This is a genomic window from Nonomuraea sp. B10E15 (assembly GCF_039871615.1).
In the GTDB taxonomy this organism is placed as follows: Bacteria; Actinomycetota; Actinomycetes; order Streptosporangiales; family Streptosporangiaceae; genus Nonomuraea.
The window spans coordinates 202,308-219,466 of record NZ_JBDPMB010000002.1 but is presented as its reverse complement, the minus strand read 5'-3'; the positions used below and the strand labels follow the sequence as shown (position 1 = coordinate 219,466).

The following is a 17,159-nucleotide window of genomic DNA, read 5'->3' as shown; positions in this document are numbered from 1 at the left end:
GGGACACGGTCAAGACATCGGCAATTTCGCCGTACGACGCGATCTGCGCAGGTGGCTCACGAGCCCCCTGGTCACGCGGCGGGCGGCGAAGTCGCACCCGCACACGAACCGCATGGAAGGCCCGAACGTGGCCGCCGCCGCCAGCCCGACCAGGCGGAGCCCCGGGACGGACGTCTCGAAGGTGGCGCTGAGCCGCGGCGCGGGGCCCGACGACGCCACCGCGCGCCGCAGGTCCCCCCGGAGCATCGCGATCCTCTCGACGTCCACCCGGTAGCCGGTGGCCGCGATCACGTGCTCGGTGTCGAGCGTGGTGGCCGCTCCCGACAGGTCCCTCAGGTGCAGGCGGACGCCGTCGCCGTACTCGGCGCCGGTCAGCCGCGTGCCCGAGATCACCTTGACGGCCCCGTCGAAGCGGTCCCTCAGCCACCAGGAACCTGCGGGTCCGAGCGTGTTGCGCACGATGTGGTCGCGGGTCGCCGCCGGCAGATACCTGATCGCGCCCGGCAGCCGCGACCAGACCACGGAGGGCCAGCCACCGCCGAGCCTGGACCGCGGCGCCCGTACCCGGGCGAGGAGCGTGCGCCGCTCCTCGGGGACGTCGTTCCAGGCCAGCGTGTCCGCCCTGGCCACGATCCGCACGCTCGCCCCCGCCTCCGCCAGCAGCGTCGCGGTCTCCAGCGCCGACTGCCCCGCCCCCAGCACGGTCACGTCGCGGCCCGCGAAGCCGTCCAGATCGTGATGGTCGCAGGCGTGCGTGGCAGCCTCGGGCGGCAGCCCGTCCAGGGCGCCGGGCCGGTAGGCGAACGGCAGATGCCCCACGGCCAGCACCGCGGTCCTGGCCAGCACGGACGCCCCCGACGACAACGAGAGCGCGAACAGGTGCCCCTCCGCGCCGACGGCCGTCACCTCCGACTCGTCCAGGGCCTGGCCCACCGTCCGCGCGCGGAACCACTTGCCGTACGCGACGAACCGCTCCACGGGCACCGGCTCGCCGTACGCGTAGCGGTGGAACGCGTCGAGGCCGTAGCGCCGCTCCGGGTCGCCGAGATGCGACGCGGCGGCCTCCGACTTCAGCAGCATTCCGCGGGGCATGTGGAATTCCCACGCCCGCATCGGTTTTCCGAAAATCCGGACGTCGAGTCCCGCGCCCAGCGCGTGAGCCGCCACCGAAAGCCCGTACGGGCCCGCGCCCACGATCGCCACGTCAATCACTGGCGTACGCAAATTTCCCCCCATTGTCATTTCCGCGACCCGGCGAGCCGGGCGAAACCACGCTTTATCGTCTGTCCGGCCATTCCCACGAAAGGCCGGAGGTCGTCGGCCGACAACCAGGCATATTCATCGGCCGCGCACAGGGCACGCAGGCTTTTCGGGCCGGCCGTGAAGAGGTCGTAGTTCTCCACCACGTACGTCCGTCCGTGACCGGCCCGCCCCCGCGTCGTCCACCGGCCGGAGAGGTGCAGGTGGGCGGCGCGCACGAGGTCGAGTCCCTCGCGGTCGGTGAACAGGCGGAACTGGGCGCCGAGCCGGGGATTGAAGTCCAGCAGGTGGTAGGTGCCCGCCGCCGCGTCGTGGCGGAAGTCGATGTCGACGACCCCGCGGTATCCCAGCGTCACGGCCAGCTCGCGCGCCGTGCCCTCCACGACCGGGTTGGGCAGCCACCGGCCCCAGGTGGTGAGCCCTGCGCCTCTCGGGTAGGCGCGCTCCTTCCGTCCCGCGCCGCCGTACAGGCAGCGCGAGTTCTCGTCGAAATAGCCGTGGAAGAACCAGTCCGAGCCCGGCCCTCCAGGCACGAAGCGCTGGAACAGCAGCTCGCGCCCTTCCACGTGCTGGAGCAGTTGTTCCACCTGTTGACTCCGGCGCACCAGGCCGGTCCTGCGCAGCCCGATGCCCGGGGGCAGGAGCCACGGCTGGGCCCACTTGGCGACCAGCGGCAGCCCGAAGTCGGCGACCGCCGCCGCCGCGTCGCCGGCGCCGGTGATCAGGCGGGTCTCCGGCTGGACGACGCCGAGCGTGGAGCAGAGCTGGTGCAGCAGGCGCTTGTCCGCCAGCGTGCGCGGCAGGCCGGGCGTCTGGTCGGGCATGAGGTAGAAGGGACGCAGGTCGGCCGCGTGCTCGGCGACGGCGATGGCCCCCGCGTCGTCCAGCGTCAGGAGCACGGCCGGGCGTCCGATGCGGTCGGCGGCCCGCGTGAGCGCCTGGACGGTGTCCCCGCCGCGCGACCACGTGTGCATCCGCGCCAGATACCGGGAGCGGTACGTCGGCGCGTGCGTGCCCTCGACGAGCCCGTGCACCTCCACTCCGGCCCTGCCGAGCGAGCGAATGGCGCCGAGCGTCCCGTGATGAAAGACATTGGAGTCCAGTCGCAGCACGAGCGCCGGGACGGTGCAATCGAGCATGATTTACGTCCTCCTCCTTACGAAAAGCTATTGATCCGGCAAGTGGCAGGTTGAATATCCGATCGGCCGTTATTCGGGGTGTAGGGAATGAGGGAAAACTTCGACGGGGGACATGCGATGGTGATGAGAAAGGGCTATCTGCGCTGTTCGCTGGCGATCGTCACGATCGCGGCGGCGGTGTGGCTGGGCCTGGGCGCTTGGGGCGACGACCCGCCGGACGACCGGCAAGGTCACGGCGCGGCGCTGGGAGTCTTCCTGGGCTCCGACTCGCGCGGTCCCATGCACCTGGAACGCTTCGAGTCCTGGTTGAACAGCAGCGTGACGGTGGGACGCACGTACCTGCCCGGCGAGACCTGGCAGTCGATCGAGGGAGCCGAGTTCGTCCTCGGCCCCTGGACCCGCTGGCGAGCCGCCGAACCGGACCGGGTCCTGGCGCTGAACGTGCCGATGATCGCTCCGAACGAGTCCGGGATGCCGGACGCGGAAGTGGCGCAGCGGCTGGCCGAGGGCGCCCGCGGCGACCACGACCACCGTTTCGCGGAGCTCGGCAGGAAACTGGTCTCCGCCGGCGCCGGCGACACGATCATCGTGCTCGGCTGGGAGATGAACGGCACGACCTACTCCAGCCGCTGCGCGCCGAACCCGGAGGCGTGGAAGCAGTACTGGCGGCGCATCGTGGCGGCCATGCGCGCGGCGCCCGGCCAGCGGTTCCGCTTCGACTTCGCGCCCAGCCGCGGGCTCGACGCGATCCCCTGGACGGAGTGTTACCCGGGTGACGACGTGGTCGACATCATCGGCATGGACAGCTACGACCAAGGGCCGGGCGAGGACTTCTCCGACTACGTCAACCAGCCGTACGGGCTGCAGGCGCACGCCGACTTCGCCGCCCGGCACGGCAAGCCCATCTCGTTCCCCGAGTGGGGGTTGTTCCGCAACGGCGACCGGCCCGACTACGTCCGCCGGATGCTCGACTGGATCGACAGTCACAACGTGCTCTATCACTCGATCTCCGATTACTGTCCTCACGGCATCTGGCAGTGCTCGTCGAACCCGCGCTCGGCTGAGGTCTTCCGCGAGCGGCTGCACCGGCGCCCTTTTCCCGTGCCGACCCCGAGCAGCCCGAGCGTGGACGAGGCGAGCGCGTCCATCGACCGGCCCACGTCGAACCCGCCCGCCAGCTCCACGGCGGCCGCCCCCTCCGCGGCGGCGAGCGCGGGGCTCCCGAGCCTGCGCAGCAGCGCCTCCGCCAGCTCCCTCACGTCGCCGGGCGCGACGACCGCGCCGACTCCGCCGGACACCAGCTCGGAGATCCCCGGCACGCCGTAGGCGACGAGCGAACGTCCCGTGGCCAGCGCCTCCAGCGCCGTGAGCGGCAGCCCCTCCCAGCGTGAGGGCAGGACCACCACGTCGGCCGCGACATACCAGGGCCTGGCGTCGGCCACGTCGCCGGCGAAGTCAACGCGCGGCACGGCCCGCGCCCGCAGCGCGGGCAGCAGCGGGCCGTCGCCGACGACGACCAGCCGGGCCGCGCCGTCGCGCGCGGCCACCCGCTCCCACGCCGACAGCAGCAGGTCCTGGCCCTTCTGCCGGGTGACCCTGCCGACGCAGACCGCCAGCGGCGTCCCTTCCGGGATGCCGCTGGCCGCGCGGGCCGCCGCGCGCTCCCCCGGGCCGGCGGGCCGGAACCGGCGCAGGTCCACGCCGTTGCGCACCACCACGAGCTCGGCGGGCACGCCGTGCCGCCTGGCCAGCTCCGCTTCGCCCGTACCGACGCAGATCACCAGGTCGGCCCAGCGCGCGGCCAGCCGTTCCCAGCCCAGCGCCGCCGCGGCGAGCGCGCCGCGGGCCGCCAGCCACGACCAGCCGTGCGGCTGGAAGAGCGTGGGCACCCGTCCCCGCAGCGCGGCCCTGCCCGCCAGCCCGGCCTTGGACGAGTGCAGGTGCACCACGTCGGGGCCGAACTCCCTGACGATCCGCGCCAGCCGGGCCGCCTGCCCCACGTCGGCGAGCCCCGGCGCGCGGGTCGCCTCCCAGGCCAGGCAGGGCACGCCCAGACCGGCCAGGTCGCCGGCCAGCTCTCCGGCGACCTGGCCGGCCGGCGGGCAGGCGACCGCGACCCGCCAGCCCCGCCGCGCCTGGTCGGCGGCGGCCGTCGCCACGTAGGCGCCGACCCCGCCGTCCACCGGCTGCGTGACGTGCAGGACGCGCGGGGTCACCGCCATGCCGCGAACCTCTCCACCAGGCGCGGGCAGCGCCGCTTCAGCAGTTCCTGGCCCGCCGCGCGGGCGCCGGCGCTCGCGGCGTAGGCGGCGGACCGGACGCCGCGGCCGAGCATCACCCGCTGGTTGACGACCGCCTCGCAGCCGAACTTCGCCTTGTGCGGCTCGTCGCCGCGCAGCAGGCTCAGCACCGGCCTGCCGAGCCGGTGGGTCGTCTCCAGGTTGTCGCGCAGCAACATCGTGAGGACGTCGGCCTCGGCGCGCAGCTCCGGATCGGCGCCGTACAGGTAGCCGCCCACGAAGTCCTTGCCGACCACGGTCAGATCGCAGGCCCGCAGCCGCCCCCGCACCCTGAACTCCTTCAGCACCGCGCGGTCCTCCACCACCAGCGACCGCGTGGCCCGCGTCAGATGCTCCCTGAACCGCGGCTGCGTGTGCTGCACGTTGATCCCCCGGCTCTCCCACTGCAGGGTGTGCAGCCGCAGCAGCTCCGTCACCGACTGCTCGACCCGGTCCGGCTCGACCACGTCCACCGACAGGTCCATCGCGTCGAGCTTGCGCAGCGCCGTCCGCAGCCGGCGCGCCCGCCGGCCGTTGAGCGCGGCCGCCACCTGCTCGATCGGCTGCCCCGGCAGCTGCAGGCAGGTGGACGCGGGCAGGGTCCAGGCCCGGGCGCCCCAGAGCCCGGCCAGCCGCAGGACGGCCGCGCCCGGCCGGGCCTCGGGCAGGTCGATCACGTCCCAGCCCGGCTGGGCGAGCAGCCCGGCGCGCAACTCGCGCATGCCCGCGTCGCCCTCGGCGTCGTCCACCAAGATGTCCGTGAAGTCGGATTGCCCGCCGCCGACGGGCGTCAGCACCCGGCAGCCCAGCCGGTACTCCAGCCTGAGGGGCGCCGCCGCCACCAGCCGCCCGCCCCGGTAGGCCAGGAACACCCGCAGCCGCCCCGGAGTTCCGTAGGCCCGCCACCAGGAGCAGAGCCAGCTGTACGACTGGAACGGCGTGGCGGTCGAGCTGCGCTCGTGCAGGTCGGCCCAGTCCTCCGCCAGCCCCGAGAGCGCGTTGCGCGGCACGACCCGCAGCGTGAGCCGCGCAGCGTGCGCGGGTGACAGGGCCGGTGACGGGGCCGGCGACAGGGCGGGCGAGCCGTTCGACGTGGACGCGCCGGGCGTCGCGGCGCTCACGCCTCCGCCCCGCTCAGCACCGGCGCGGGGTCGCGCCGCGCCTGGCGCAGCGCCTGCGGCGCGGCCAGGCGGATCAGGCCCGCGACCAGGGCCGCCCCGAAAGCACCGACGGCCACGCTGGCCAGCGGCACCGGGGCCGAGGGGCGGGTCGGGATGGACGCGCTGGCGAAGGGCGCCAGCCGCACGCGGGTGTCGGTGGCGTGCCCGTTGGCGTACGTGATCAGCGCGGTGGCCGCCCGGTTGACGCGGTCCGCGGCCTCCCACCCGGTGGGCGCCACGGACGTCAGACGCACCAGAGGGGCGTCCGGCGAGGCCGCCACGCTCAGGCTGCCCCATTCGGTCACGTCGCCGGTGAGCAGGCCGGGGTGACCGGAGATCCGGGCGTAGGCGGAGGCGAAGTCGATCGCCTGCGCCGGGTCGCCGCCCGCCACCACCACGACGTAGGCGTCCGCGCTGTAGACGGCGTCCCTGGCCACGGCGTACGCGGCCCCGGCAGACGCCCCCAGCGCCAGGGACAGCGGCAGCCACCATCGCGCGAGCACGCCCATGATGCGGGCCCGGGTCCATGTCATCGTTGATCCTCCGTGGGTGCGGCGCCCAGCAGGCGCAGGTAGAGCGACTCCAGCCGGTCGGCCTGGCGGCGGATGTCGTAGAGGCGGACGGCGTCGGGCGGGGGCAGCCTCCCCGGCGGGCGGCCGGCGAGCGCGGCCAGTTCGGCGGCGATCCGGTCCGGAGGGACGCGCCTGGCCCCGGGCGCCGAACCCGGCGGCAGGTCGTCGATGGCCGGGCAGGTGTCGTACAGGACCGGGAGGCCCGCGGCGAGCGCCTCGACGACCGCGAGGCCGAACGTCTCCTCCGCCGACGGCGCGGCCAGCACGTCCATCGCCGACAACATCGCCCGCACGTCCGTCGACTCGCCGGCGAAGATCACCCGGTCTCCCGCGCCCACCGCGCCGGCCAGCTCCCGCAGGCGCGGCTCGCACGAACCCGAGCCGACCAGGAGCAGAACGGCGGTTTCGAGCGCGGGCAGCGCCTCGATCAGCGCGTCGAAACGTTTGCCCGGCTCCAGCCGGCCGACCCCGCCGATCAGGAAGGCGTGCGCCGGCACGCCCAGCCGCTGACGGGTGCGCCGGCGCAGCGCCGCGTCGAAGCCGAAGGCCCCGCCGTCCACGCCGTTGGGGATCACCACGATGCGCGAGCGCGGCACGCCCCAGCCGGCCAGCCGGTCGGCCACGGTCGGCGAGACGGCCACGGTCAGGTGCCCGAGCAACTCGCTGGCGAGGTACAGCGCTCTGACGGAGCGGGTGAGGCGGCGCCCCTCGATGTGCTCGCGGCCGATCGAGTGCTCGGTCGCCACGATCGCGGGGACGTTCGCCAGCCGCGCGGCCAGCCTGCCGTACACGCAGGCGCGGTAGAGGTGGGTGTGGACCACTTCGTAGCGGTGCCTGCGCATGAGCCGGGCCAGCCGCCCGACGGCCCGCAGGTCCCGGTTCCCGCGCATCCCGACCTGGTGGACGCGCACGCCGGTGCGCGCGATGGCGTCCGCGACCACGCCGGCGCCGGTGAGCACCGCGACGTCGCACCGGGCCCGCAGGTGCGGCAGCAGGAAGCGCAGCTGCTGCTCCGCGCCGCCCGCCGCCAGACCGGTGATGACATGCAGGACCTTCACCACCCCCACCGGACCTGGTGACGCACCCGCTTGGCGCGCAGCCGCAGCGCGCCGTCCCGCTCGCCGACGTAGGTCCGCGGCAACGCGTAGCGGCCGCTGAGCTCGGACTTCCAGATCGCGCAGCCGTAGCCGTAGCCGGCCCTGCGGACGGCGTCCACCTCGCGCGCGCCGGCGTGCCCGTACGGGTAGCAGTATCCGCTCACCGGCTCGCCGAGCAGGTTCTCCAGCGCCGCCTTGCCGGCCGTCACCTCGTGCCAGAGATCGTCCTCGCTCAGGCCGGTCAGCGAGCGGTGCCCCGCCGAGTGCGAGCCGACCTCCATGCCCTGCCGCGCGGCCCGGCGCACGCCGTCGGCGTCCATGAGGGGCTTGCGCGGCCCCTCGGCGTCCCAGGCGTTGTGCTCGCCGATCAGGTCGGACACCACGAAGACCGTGGCGGTGAACCCGCGTTCGAGCAGCGCGGGGACGACCTCGCCGAGGAAGTCGGCGTACCCGTCGTCGAACGTGAGCCCGACCAGGCGCCCGGCCCTGCCCTCCGCGTGGGCGCGCAGCAGCTCGCGCATGGAGACGCCGGTCAGGCCGCACCGGGCCAGCCAGCGCAGCTGCCGCTCGAAACGGTCGGGCGAGACGGTGATCTGGAAGGGATCGCTGTCATATTTCTCGATGGAGTGGTACATGAGCACGTACGGCATGGCGGTCATCCGCGACCTCGCGTCCTGATCGAGCGGGTGATTTCGGTGAGCGTGGTCGCGGCCCCCGCGAGGGCCGCGACGGCGCAGAAGGCGGCGGCGATCGCGGCGCAGGTCAAACCCAGGGAGACCGGCAGCGGCAGGTGCGCCAGCAGCGGCCGCGTGACCCAGCCCGCTCCCGCGCCGGCCGCGCCGGCCAGGAGCAGCGCGCCGACGGGCGTGGCGGCGTCGCGCAGCGGCAGGGCGATGACGCGCCTGCGCAGCCCGGCCAGCAGCACCACGCCGGTCAGCGTGATCCCGGCCGCGTTGGCCGCGGCCAGCCCTGTGACCCCCCACGCCGGCCGGGCCAGCACCGCTGTTGTGGCCAGCCCCGCGGCCATCGCGAGCGCCGGGTACCAGGAGGCGCGGGGCCCGCAGAAGTACGTGCGGCACACGACCCCGACCACCGCCTGGCCGAGCAGTCCCAGCGTGTACACCTGCATGATCCGCGCGGTCGCGGCGGTGTCCGCCTCGGTGAACGCGCCGTACCGCAGCAGGACGGCCACGACGTCGGGAGCGCAGACCAGCAGCGCCGCCGTGGCGGGCAGCACGATCGCCGAGGCGGCGACCAGGTCGCCGACCAGCCTCCTGCGCGCCTGCGCGCCGTCACCGGCGGCGACGGCGCGGGCCAGGTCGGGGAAGGTCACCGTCGCCACGATCAGGGACAACACCATCGGCACCTGCGCGATCTTCTGCGCGTAGTTGAGGTGCGAGATCGATCCCTCGGGCAGCGACGAACCGACGAACCTCTCGATGAAGACCTGGCTCTGGCGCGCGAGCGTGAAGATCGCGATCGGCAGGAACGCGGCCAGGGGCAGCGGCACCCCGCGCGTGGGGCGGCGGGGCGGGCCGAAGCGCCGGACGAACGCCGGGGCCTGGACGAGCACCATGCCCGCGCCGCCCACGGCCACGCCCACCGCGGCGCCGTACGCGCCCTGGTCGCGCAGCGACCACAGGCAGACGATGATGCCCAGGTTGTAGGCGACGTAGATGGCGGCAGGCGGCGCGAACGTCTGGTGCGAGCGGAGCGCCGCGCTGAGGTAACCGGCCAGCCCGAACGTCAGGATCGTGACCGAGGCGACACGCATGCAGTCGGCCGCGAGGTCGGCCCTCGGGATGCCGGGGGCGAGCAGGCCGACCAGCCACGGCGCGCCCGCGGCGGCGACCGCGCTCAGCGCCGCGAGCGCGAGACACAGGTACGGCAACGTCGACGACACCAGGACCCGCGGGTCGTCACCCGCCTCCACCGCCCGGCTGAACAGCGGGACCAGCACGAAGGCCATCGCGCCCTCGATGAGCAGGGGGGCCGCGGTCTCAGGGATCGTCCAGGCGACGAGGAACGCGTCGGTGCCGGCGTCGGCCCCGAACGTCGTGCCCAGCAGCAGGTCGCGGACGAAGCCGAGCAGCGAGCCGAGGCCGATGAGCAGCGCGGTGACGCTGACGGCCCTGACCGCCGGCGAGGTGGCCGTCGTCATCGTGTCCCGCCCGGCCCTGACCGGGGCACGGCCAGGGCTCCGGTCACCGGCGGCGGCCCCGCGCGGCGGGTGACGCGCGCCAGGACCAGCCCCAGGACGACCGACATGACCAGCGTCGGAGGGCCGCCGATGTCACCGTAGACGAAGTCGGCCAGCTGCCAGGTCAGCAGCCCGGCCGCGATCACCGCGCCCCCTCGGACCGCCCACCACGCCATGGCCCCCAGGCAGAGGCCCAGGGCGGCCAGCCCGAGCAGGCCCTGTTCGCTGAGGGTCAGCAGGTACATGTTGTGCGGGGAGAGCAGCGGCTGCCGCTGGAATCCGTGCACCGGGTCGTCGGTGTCGCTGCCGGACGACAGCTCGATGGGCGCGTACGTGTCGCGCAGCTCCGCGAACCGGCGCGGTCCTACCCCGGTCAGCGGGTGGTCGAGCCACATGCCGGCGGCGGTGCGCCACAGGGTGTACCGGTCGCTCAGCGACTGGTCGGGCTGGGTCACGGCGGAGGCCATCGAGGCGACCCGCCGTCCCAGCACGTCCGATCCCGTGCCGAGGCCGGCGACCAGCACGGTCCCGGCGGCGGCGCCGGCGAGGAGCACCCGTGCGCCGAGCACCCGGCTGCGCATGAAGACCATGACCAGCGCCGCGCACAGCAGGGCGAGCCAGGCGCCCCTGCTGAGCGACAGGGCGAGGGGCACGCAGAGCAGGGCGGCGCCCCCGAGCGCGGCGGCGCGCCGCCGGCCGCGTACGCCGAGGCCCACGCCCAGCAGGATGATCGCGCCGAAGCTGACCACGCTCGCCATGCCCATGACGTCGAGCGCGCCGAACGTGCCGACGGCCCGCACCCGCTCCCCTGCGTACGACGCCCCGGTGCCGGTGAACGCCTGAACGCATCCGACCACGCCCTGCACGGCCGCCGCGCCGACGACGGCCCCGCCGACGATCAGGCTGTCGGCACGGTCGCGCACCGTCACCATGACGGCCAGCGGGACGATCACGAACACCTGGACGTACCTGAGGTAGCCCGGCACGCTCGCCAGCACGTCGGGCGAGGCCAGCACCGCGATGGCGGCCGCGCCCGCGACGGGTGCGAGCACCAGCGCGCGGGCGGGCAGTTCGGCCGCGCGCTGGCTCGCGACCAGAAGGGCGAGCGCGACGGCGGCCAGCGCGACGGAGGCGATGTCGGCGGCCGTCACCCGCACCTGGGCGGTCAGGCCGTCGAGCCCCGCGGGCAGGCAGGTCAGGAGCACGGTCGCGGCCGCCACGAGGCTGGGTCGGGGAAGGGCGCCCAAGGGTCAGCTCCCGCCCAGCCGGAGCAGCGACCACACGGTCCGTACCATGATCTTGATGTCGGAGCCGAAGGACCACCCGTCGATGTAGTGGTTGTCGAAACGGGCGCGGTCCTCGATCGAGGTGTCGCCGCGCAGCCCGTGGACCTGGGCCCATCCGGTGATCCCGGCCGGCAGCCGGTGCCGCAGGCCGTATCCGGGAATGGTGCGGGAGAACTCGTCGACGAAGTGCGGGCGTTCCGGCCGGGGGCCGACGATGCTCATGTCTCCCTTGAGAACGTTCCAGAGCTGCGGGAGCTCGTCGACCGACGTCCTGCGCAGCAGCCTGCCCACCCGGCCGACCCGGCTGTCGTGGGCGATGCTCCACAGGGTCGCCGACTCGTGCGCGTCGGCGGGTTTCATCGTCCTGAGCTTGATCACCTCGATCGGCTCTCCCTGGCAGCCCACCCGCCGCTGCCGGAAGAGCGGGCTCTGGCCGACCTCCGCGCGAATGATCAGCGCGCAGAGCGCGAGAAGCGGCGCGGTCAGAAGGAGGCCGATCAGCGCGATCGTGATGTCGAGTGCCCGCTTCAGCGGCCAGAGCGCGCTGTGCTGCGCGGCGGGACGCATGCGGAGCAGCGGGAAGCCGCGTACGTGCTCGCGCAGCGTGACGAAGTCGACGATCAGCTCGCTCAGGTCGAGCGCGAGGTACACGTCGCAGCCCAGCGCCCTCGCCGTCCGCGCGAGCGGCTGCTGCCCTGCCCCCGCGAGGATCACCGCGCGCACCTCGTAGGCCTGGATGATGTGCGCGGCCTCGCTGGGCCGGCCGAGAACGGGCAGGTCGGAGGTGTCCCCGGCCGCCTCGTCCAGGAAGCCCAGGGGATACAGGCCGTGCTCCGGGTGGTCGAGCAGGCTCTCCGCCAGCCGGCGGCCGTACGGTCCCGCGCCGATCACCAGGGTGGGCGCCGACCGTCCGTACCGGTGCGCTCTGCGGGCCGCGAAGGCGAGCATGCTCCTGCCGCACACGGCGAGGAAGGTGTAGAGCACCGCGCACAGCACGATCGTGACGAACGACGCCGACTCCCGGAAGGCCACGCAGGCGGCCAAGAAGCCGGATCCGGCGATCCAGCCGCCACGGTCGAGACCGGAGGCCAGGACCTGCGGCGCGTACACCCGGCCGAGGCCGTTGAGCACGACGACCAGGACGGCCGCGACGGCGACGGGCGGAATGCCCCGGCCCGCCTGGGCGGCGGTGAAGGCCATGCACAAAAGGTCGACGCCGACCAGGACGAGTGGCTGCGCTGCTCGCCATGATCGTGAGCTCCGGCGCTCCGCCGGCCGCGCGGCCCGGCGATCGCCCCCAACGCTAACAGCCACTGCTTCTCCGGACATAGCTCGTTCGACCGGTCTGACCTTCGATCAGCCAATCCATCCACCCATGAAGCCCATAGTCACCTTTTCGGCAACCTGCCGCGGCATAGGGCGTTGAGCAGGGGCTTTCCTAGGCAATACGCGAACAATCCCGCAGCGAGCGATTTGATGGTAGCTCCACCAGCCGGAGAAAATCGAATACGTGAAGGGCGAAAGCACCGCGCCGCTCGGCAACATTTCCTTGGCCATTCTTTGAGCAGGCAAATGCAATTTCGACGTTTAGCTCAGGATTTATCACGCAAAACGGCGGCGCCCACGGGGACACCGCCGTTCTGGAGCCGACCGGCCTACCGCCGCAGGACCATCCTGGCCGGATTCACCAGCAGGAGGCCCGCGACGCCGAGCACGGGCAGGAGGGTGAGCTGCCAGAGGCCGGCGCCTTCCCAGCCGAGCGCGCCGACGAGACGGGCGAACAGCAGCCCCGAGAAGGCGGCGGCGACGTAGTACGTGAGGATGAACAGCCCCGCGCCCCGGCCGACGTGGTGCGGGCGGACGGCCCGCTGCATGGCGGTGGAGCAGTTGGTGAACAGGAAGCCGCTGGCGAAGGTGCCCATGAGGAAGGAGAGCAGATACTGCGCCGGAACCGCGGTCGCGACCTGGTACATGAGGTAGGCGGTGACCGACGTGGCGACCATGGCGAGCATCAGGAGGCGGGCCTGGTTGAACCGGTCGCCCAGCCAGCCCGCCGGCAGGGCCATCATGGCGCCCAGACCGCCCATGGACACCGCGAAGGCCGCCTGGTCCGCGGTGAAGCCGAGCCCTTCGCGGAGGAAGGTCGGGTAGAGCCCGAGATAGCCGTAGAAGACCAGGCCGGACACGGCGCAGGCGATGCCCACGCCGAGGGTGTTGCGGTTGTAGGGGGAGGCCGGCACGTGCTCGTACGCGGTGGCGTCGGCCTGCGAGGCCCCTCCGGTGACCGCCTCGGTCATCTTGCGCGACACCGTGAACGCGATGAGCAGGCTCATGGCGAGACCGGCGGCGGCGAACAGGAAGAACGGCGTGCGCCAGGTGCCGGAGCTCTCGGCGAGCCCCGTGCCGATGAGCGGGCCGAGGAAGACGCCCAGCCCGAACGCCACGCCCACGACGCCCGCGGCCAGCGCGCGCCGGTGGAAGAAGAACGCGCCGATCACCGCGTACAGGGCGGTGGCCTGCACGCCCTCGCCGATGCCCGAGACGAGGCGGTAGATGCTCATGTCGACGAACCCGACGGCGAGCGGGATGGCCAGCGTGCCGAGGGAGTAGACCAGCACGCTGATGACGATGATCGTCCTGCGGGAGAGCCGGTCGGCCAGGTAGCCGGCCGGGGGCCCGGCGAGCGCGAGCCCCAGCGTGAAGCCGGTGGCCAGCAGCCCGCCCTGCTCCAGGGAGAAGCCGAGCTCGGTCCGGATCTCGGGCAGGAGGGGGTAGAAGATCTGCCGGTCCATCGCGTTGAGCATGTACGACGCGCACAGGACCGCGAACCCGATCGCGACGGAGGCCTTCGTCACCTGCTGGGAGGCACCGCCCTGGGGGCGCTCTGTGGTGCTGCTCATCTGGCGCTCCTATGCGCTGGAGGGCACGAGACCACTGCCGGGCACGCGGCCGCGCGCTGAGCGGACATTCGTCCGTACAGTGGTCACCATGGGCTGGCCTCAGAATGATGTGCCCAGGGTCGCCTGTCAAGGGTCTGTTCCCACCCGGAAGGTCACCTCGGACAATTGTCCGCAGTATGGCTGTCCTCGTCCACCCACGCCGGTTCTCGCTCGTCCCGGCGCATCCACGGCTCAGCCGGGCTCCGTTCGGGAAGAGCGCCGATCAACGGCCCGCCGGGCTCCGTTCCAGGCGGGCGCCGATCGGCGGGTCAGACGAGCTCGGCCAGGAACTCCTCAACGGCCGCGGCTTCGGGCACGCCCAGGTCGGCGTAGAGGCGCCGGGACCGTTCCGCGTGGTCCCGCGCCGCGTCCACGCGGCCACGATCATGGTGGGTGCGCGCCAGTCCCTCGTGGGCGCGCGCCTCCTCGGCCCGGTTGCCCACCTCGCGCGCGACGGCGAGGGCGTCGCAGTGACGCGCGACGGCCTGGTCGTGGTCGCCGAGGCACCGGCCGGCCTCCCCCAGACCGTTGAGCGGCGCGGCCTCGTCACTCCGGCCGCCCAGCTCGCGATAGAGCTCCAGCGCGTGCCGGTGCTGGTCGCGGGCCTGCTCGTACCGCCCCTGCGCCAGGTAGTCCTGGCCGAGAAGGTCGAGCACGCCGGCCTCACCGCTCCGGTTCCCCAGCCGGCGGTGGAGCGCGAGGGCCCGGCGATGGTGGTCGAGCGCCGCGCGATGGCGTCCCTGCCGCTGGTGGCTGACGCCGAGACTGCTCAGCGTGTAGGCCTCCCCGACGGGGTTGCCGATCTCGCGGCTCAGGGCGAGAGCCTGCTCCAGATGGTGGTCCGCCCGCTCGTACGCGTGCCGTCGCAGGCACACGTTGCCGAGCGTGTTGTGCGCCCGCGACTCGCCGAGCCGGTCGCCGGCCGCGCGGCACAGGTCCAGGGCCGGCCCGCAGACCTCGTACGACTCCTCGTAACGGCCCTGCCGCCAGCGCACCCAGGCCAGATCGAGCCGGGCCAGCGCCTCGCCCGCCGTGTCGTCCCCGCGGCGGGCGGCCTCCAGCGCCTTCGTGTGCACGATGATCGCGTCGGCGTGGTGGGCGTGACCGTCGAGGTAGGGATGCACGACGGTCGCCAGCCGGCCCGCGTGCACCGGCCAGTCGCCGTCGGCCGCCCGGCTGCAGGCGGCGACGAGGTTGGCGCGCTCGCCGTCCAGCCACGCGCTCGCTTCGGCGCCGTCCACGAACGACACGGTCTCCGGCGCGGCGAGTGACGGCCTGCGGAGGCCGCCGAACGGGTAGAGAGCGGCGATCGCCGCGGCCGCCGTGCGCAGGTAGTGGTCGAGCAGGCGGGTCAGGGCGTCGTGCCGGGCCTCAACCGTCTCCTCGGCGGAGACGGTGGCGCGCGCGTGTTCGCGGAGCAGGTCGTGGAACGTGTATCTCCCAGGCTCGTACTGCGCCAGGACATGGGCGTCCAGCAGGTCCTCCAGCAACGTCTCCGCGTGGTCGGCGGGGACGCCGGCCAGCGCGGCGGCGGCGTGGACATCGACGTCGCGCCCGGGATGCAGGCCCAGCATCCGGAACATGCGCTGCCGCTCGGCATCCAGATGCCGGTACGACAGCGTGAACGCGGCCGCGACACCCCTGTCAGGGGTGGACAGCTCGGCCAGCCGGCGGCGCTCGTCACGCAGCCTGCCGGCGAGATAGCCGGCGGTCCAGCGAGGGCGATGGTGCAGCCGCGCGGCGGCGATCCGCACGGCCAGCGGCAGGAACCCGCACAGCTGCAGCACGTCGAGGACCGCGCTCGGTTCGGCCGTCGCCCGTACCCCCACGATCGAGGTGAACAGCCGCACGCCGTCCTTGGCCGGCAGCACGTCCATGGACAGCGTGCGGGCGCCGTCGAGATCGACCAGCCGGCGGCGGCTGGTGACCAGGACGAGGCTGTCGGAGGCGCCCGGCAGCAGGGGCTTGACGTGGTCGGTGTCGGCGGCGTTGTCCAGGACGATCACGACCCTGCGCTGGGCGAGCTCGGCCCGCCACAGCGCGGCCCGAGCGGCGACCGAGGAGGGGATGCGTTCGGCCGGCACCCCGAGCTGGCGCGACAGCGTCTCCAGCGCGGCGCCCGCCTCGATCGGCTCGTGCCCCGCCGTGTGCGCCTGCAGGTCGACGAAGAGCTGCCCGTCGGGGTACCGGCCGGCCAGCGCGTGCGCGGCGTGAATCGCCAGCGCGGTCTTCCCGATGCCCGCCATCCCGTCGATGGTCAAGATCGTCGAACCGGGCCCGAGCCCGGCGATCCGCTCCAGCTCGACGGTTCGGCCGGCGAAGTCGGGAATGTCGTACGGCAGGAAGTTCGCCCGCCGGGGCTCGCGTGCCGCGGCATTGTCCCGCGGCGGGAGCTGCTGATCCGCATCGCCCCGCAGCACGGCCTGCTCGATGGCCACGAACGCCCGGCCGGGATCCAGCCCTTGCTCTTCCACCAGCGACTCGCGGAACGCCCTGGCCACCGACAGCGCGTCGGCCTGCCGTCCCGCGCGATGCAGGGCCAGCATCAGCTGACCCGACAGCCGCTCGCGCAGCGGGTGCGCCGCCACGTGCGCGGACAGCTCGTCGATCAGGTCCTCGTGCCGGCCCAGCGACAGCTCGAGGTCGGCCAGGCGCTCGATCGCGGCCAGTCGCCGCTGCTCCAGCCGGCTTCGCGCGCTCTCGACGTAGTCGGCGTGCACGTCCGCCAGCGGCTGCCCCCGCCACAGCGCGAGCGCGTCGCGTACCTGGCGGGCGGCGCTGTCCGGATCGGCCTCCTTCTGGGCAGCCGCCATCCGGCGGGCGAAGTCCTCCAGATCGAGCTGTTCCGGTTCGATGGCGTACCCGCCCGGGCGGGTCACGAGCAGCCGCGCCGCGCCCGCTTCGCGGAGCACCCGGCGGATGGCGGTGACGGCGGCCTGGATCTGCGCGCGGGCGGTGTCCGGCGGCGTCACGCCCCACACCGCGTCGCTCAGCTGATCGGCGCTGAGCACGGTGCGGGCGTGCAGCAGCAGGTACGCCAGCACCGCACGGTGACGTGGCGCCAGGCCGGTCAGCTCCCGGTCGCCTGCCATGACGTGTACGGGGCCGAGAACACCGAACCGCACGCCCACCCTCGCCTCCCCCCAACGACGCATAACCATCCATAGCGGACGCATCGCGAATGTATCAACCCGGCTTCCCATGATGAGTGCACAGGTGAGAGGAGA

12 protein-coding genes and 1 pseudogene are annotated in these 17,159 nt (G+C 73.5%); 1 reads left to right on the top strand and 12 read right to left on the bottom strand.

All coding sequences use genetic code 11. From position 1 onward, the window contains the following. Positions 1-9: 9 nt before the first annotated feature. A complete protein-coding gene (locus ABGB14_RS10165) occupies positions 10-1,236 on the bottom strand; it encodes an FAD-dependent oxidoreductase (protein WP_347643330.1) in 1,227 nt (408 codons plus the stop codon). 2 nt (positions 1,237-1,238) lie between these two features. After that, positions 1,239-2,399, bottom strand: a complete 1,161-nt coding sequence (locus tag ABGB14_RS10160) for an ATP-grasp domain-containing protein (protein WP_347643329.1) — start codon at positions 2,397-2,399, stop codon at positions 1,239-1,241. Between the two features lie 87 nt (positions 2,400-2,486). Between ABGB14_RS10160 and ABGB14_RS10155 the strand changes: the two are divergent. Then, positions 2,487-3,203, top strand: a pseudogene (locus tag ABGB14_RS10155) (hypothetical protein); the annotation flags it as partial. Positions 3,204-3,421: 218 nt separating this feature from the next. Here the strand turns inward: ABGB14_RS10155 and ABGB14_RS10150 are convergent. From ABGB14_RS10150 to ABGB14_RS10105, 10 genes are all read right to left on the bottom strand, one after another. Continuing rightward, positions 3,422-4,621, bottom strand: coding sequence for a glycosyltransferase (locus ABGB14_RS10150; protein ID WP_347643328.1), 1,200 nt, complete (start codon positions 4,619-4,621; stop codon positions 3,422-3,424). After that, the gene (locus ABGB14_RS10145) at positions 4,612-5,799 is read right to left on the bottom strand and encodes a GNAT family N-acetyltransferase (RefSeq protein ID WP_347643327.1); all 1,188 of its coding nucleotides are present in this window, start codon (positions 5,797-5,799) and stop codon (positions 4,612-4,614) included. The genes ABGB14_RS10150 and ABGB14_RS10145 overlap by 10 nt, the downstream gene beginning before the upstream one ends. Next, positions 5,796-6,371, bottom strand: coding sequence for a hypothetical protein (locus ABGB14_RS10140; protein ID WP_347643326.1), 576 nt, complete (start codon positions 6,369-6,371; stop codon positions 5,796-5,798). The genes ABGB14_RS10145 and ABGB14_RS10140 overlap by 4 nt, the downstream gene beginning before the upstream one ends. Beyond that, complete coding sequence (locus ABGB14_RS10135) at positions 6,368-7,468, bottom strand: glycosyltransferase (RefSeq protein ID WP_347643325.1); 1,101 nt, start codon at positions 7,466-7,468, stop codon at positions 6,368-6,370. The genes ABGB14_RS10140 and ABGB14_RS10135 overlap by 4 nt, the downstream gene beginning before the upstream one ends. Beyond that, complete coding sequence (locus tag ABGB14_RS10130) at positions 7,465-8,166, bottom strand: polysaccharide deacetylase family protein (RefSeq protein WP_347643324.1); 702 nt, start codon at positions 8,164-8,166, stop codon at positions 7,465-7,467. The genes ABGB14_RS10135 and ABGB14_RS10130 overlap by 4 nt, the downstream gene beginning before the upstream one ends. Beyond that, positions 8,163-9,668 carry a lipid II flippase MurJ gene (locus ABGB14_RS10125; RefSeq protein ID WP_347643323.1) on the bottom strand — a complete coding sequence of 502 codons (1,506 nt, stop codon included), beginning with the start codon at positions 9,666-9,668 and terminating at the stop codon, positions 8,163-8,165. Before ABGB14_RS10125 ends, ABGB14_RS10130 begins: the two co-directional genes overlap by 4 nt. Then, positions 9,665-10,954 carry an O-antigen ligase family protein gene (locus ABGB14_RS10120; protein ID WP_347643322.1) on the bottom strand — a complete coding sequence of 430 codons (1,290 nt, stop codon included), beginning with the start codon at positions 10,952-10,954 and terminating at the stop codon, positions 9,665-9,667. Before ABGB14_RS10120 ends, ABGB14_RS10125 begins: the two co-directional genes overlap by 4 nt. Before the next feature lie 3 nt (positions 10,955-10,957). Then, entirely contained in the window at positions 10,958-12,193 is a 1,236-nt protein-coding gene (locus tag ABGB14_RS10115; RefSeq protein ID WP_347643321.1) for a sugar transferase, read from the bottom strand. Between the two features lie 455 nt (positions 12,194-12,648). Further along, positions 12,649-13,893, bottom strand: a complete 1,245-nt coding sequence (locus tag ABGB14_RS10110; protein WP_347643320.1) for an MFS transporter — start codon at positions 13,891-13,893, stop codon at positions 12,649-12,651. A gap of 308 nt (positions 13,894-14,201) precedes the next feature. Then, positions 14,202-17,063 carry a BTAD domain-containing putative transcriptional regulator gene (locus tag ABGB14_RS10105; RefSeq protein WP_347643319.1) on the bottom strand — a complete coding sequence of 954 codons (2,862 nt, stop codon included), beginning with the start codon at positions 17,061-17,063 and terminating at the stop codon, positions 14,202-14,204. Between the last annotated feature and the right edge of the window lie 96 nt (positions 17,064-17,159).

Bases quoted from the DNA above. Each gene is read 5' to 3' on its own strand.
- ABGB14_RS10115 (WP_347643321.1), bottom strand. From the start codon at position 12,193: ATGGCCTTCACCGCCGCCCAGGCGGGCCGGGGCATTCCGCCCGTCGCC.
- ABGB14_RS10110 (WP_347643320.1), bottom strand. From the start codon at position 13,893: ATGAGCAGCACCACAGAGCGCCCCCAGGGCGGTGCCTCCCAGCAGGTG.
- ABGB14_RS10140 (WP_347643326.1), bottom strand. From the start codon at position 6,371: ATGACATGGACCCGGGCCCGCATCATGGGCGTGCTCGCGCGATGGTGG.
- ABGB14_RS10130 (WP_347643324.1), bottom strand. From the start codon at position 8,166: ATGACCGCCATGCCGTACGTGCTCATGTACCACTCCATCGAGAAATAT.
- ABGB14_RS10125 (WP_347643323.1), bottom strand. From the start codon at position 9,668: ATGACGACGGCCACCTCGCCGGCGGTCAGGGCCGTCAGCGTCACCGCG.
- ABGB14_RS10150 (WP_347643328.1), bottom strand. From the start codon at position 4,621: ATGGCGGTGACCCCGCGCGTCCTGCACGTCACGCAGCCGGTGGACGGC.
- ABGB14_RS10165 (WP_347643330.1), bottom strand. From the start codon at position 1,236: ATGGGGGGAAATTTGCGTACGCCAGTGATTGACGTGGCGATCGTGGGC.
- ABGB14_RS10160 (WP_347643329.1), bottom strand. From the start codon at position 2,399: ATGCTCGATTGCACCGTCCCGGCGCTCGTGCTGCGACTGGACTCCAAT.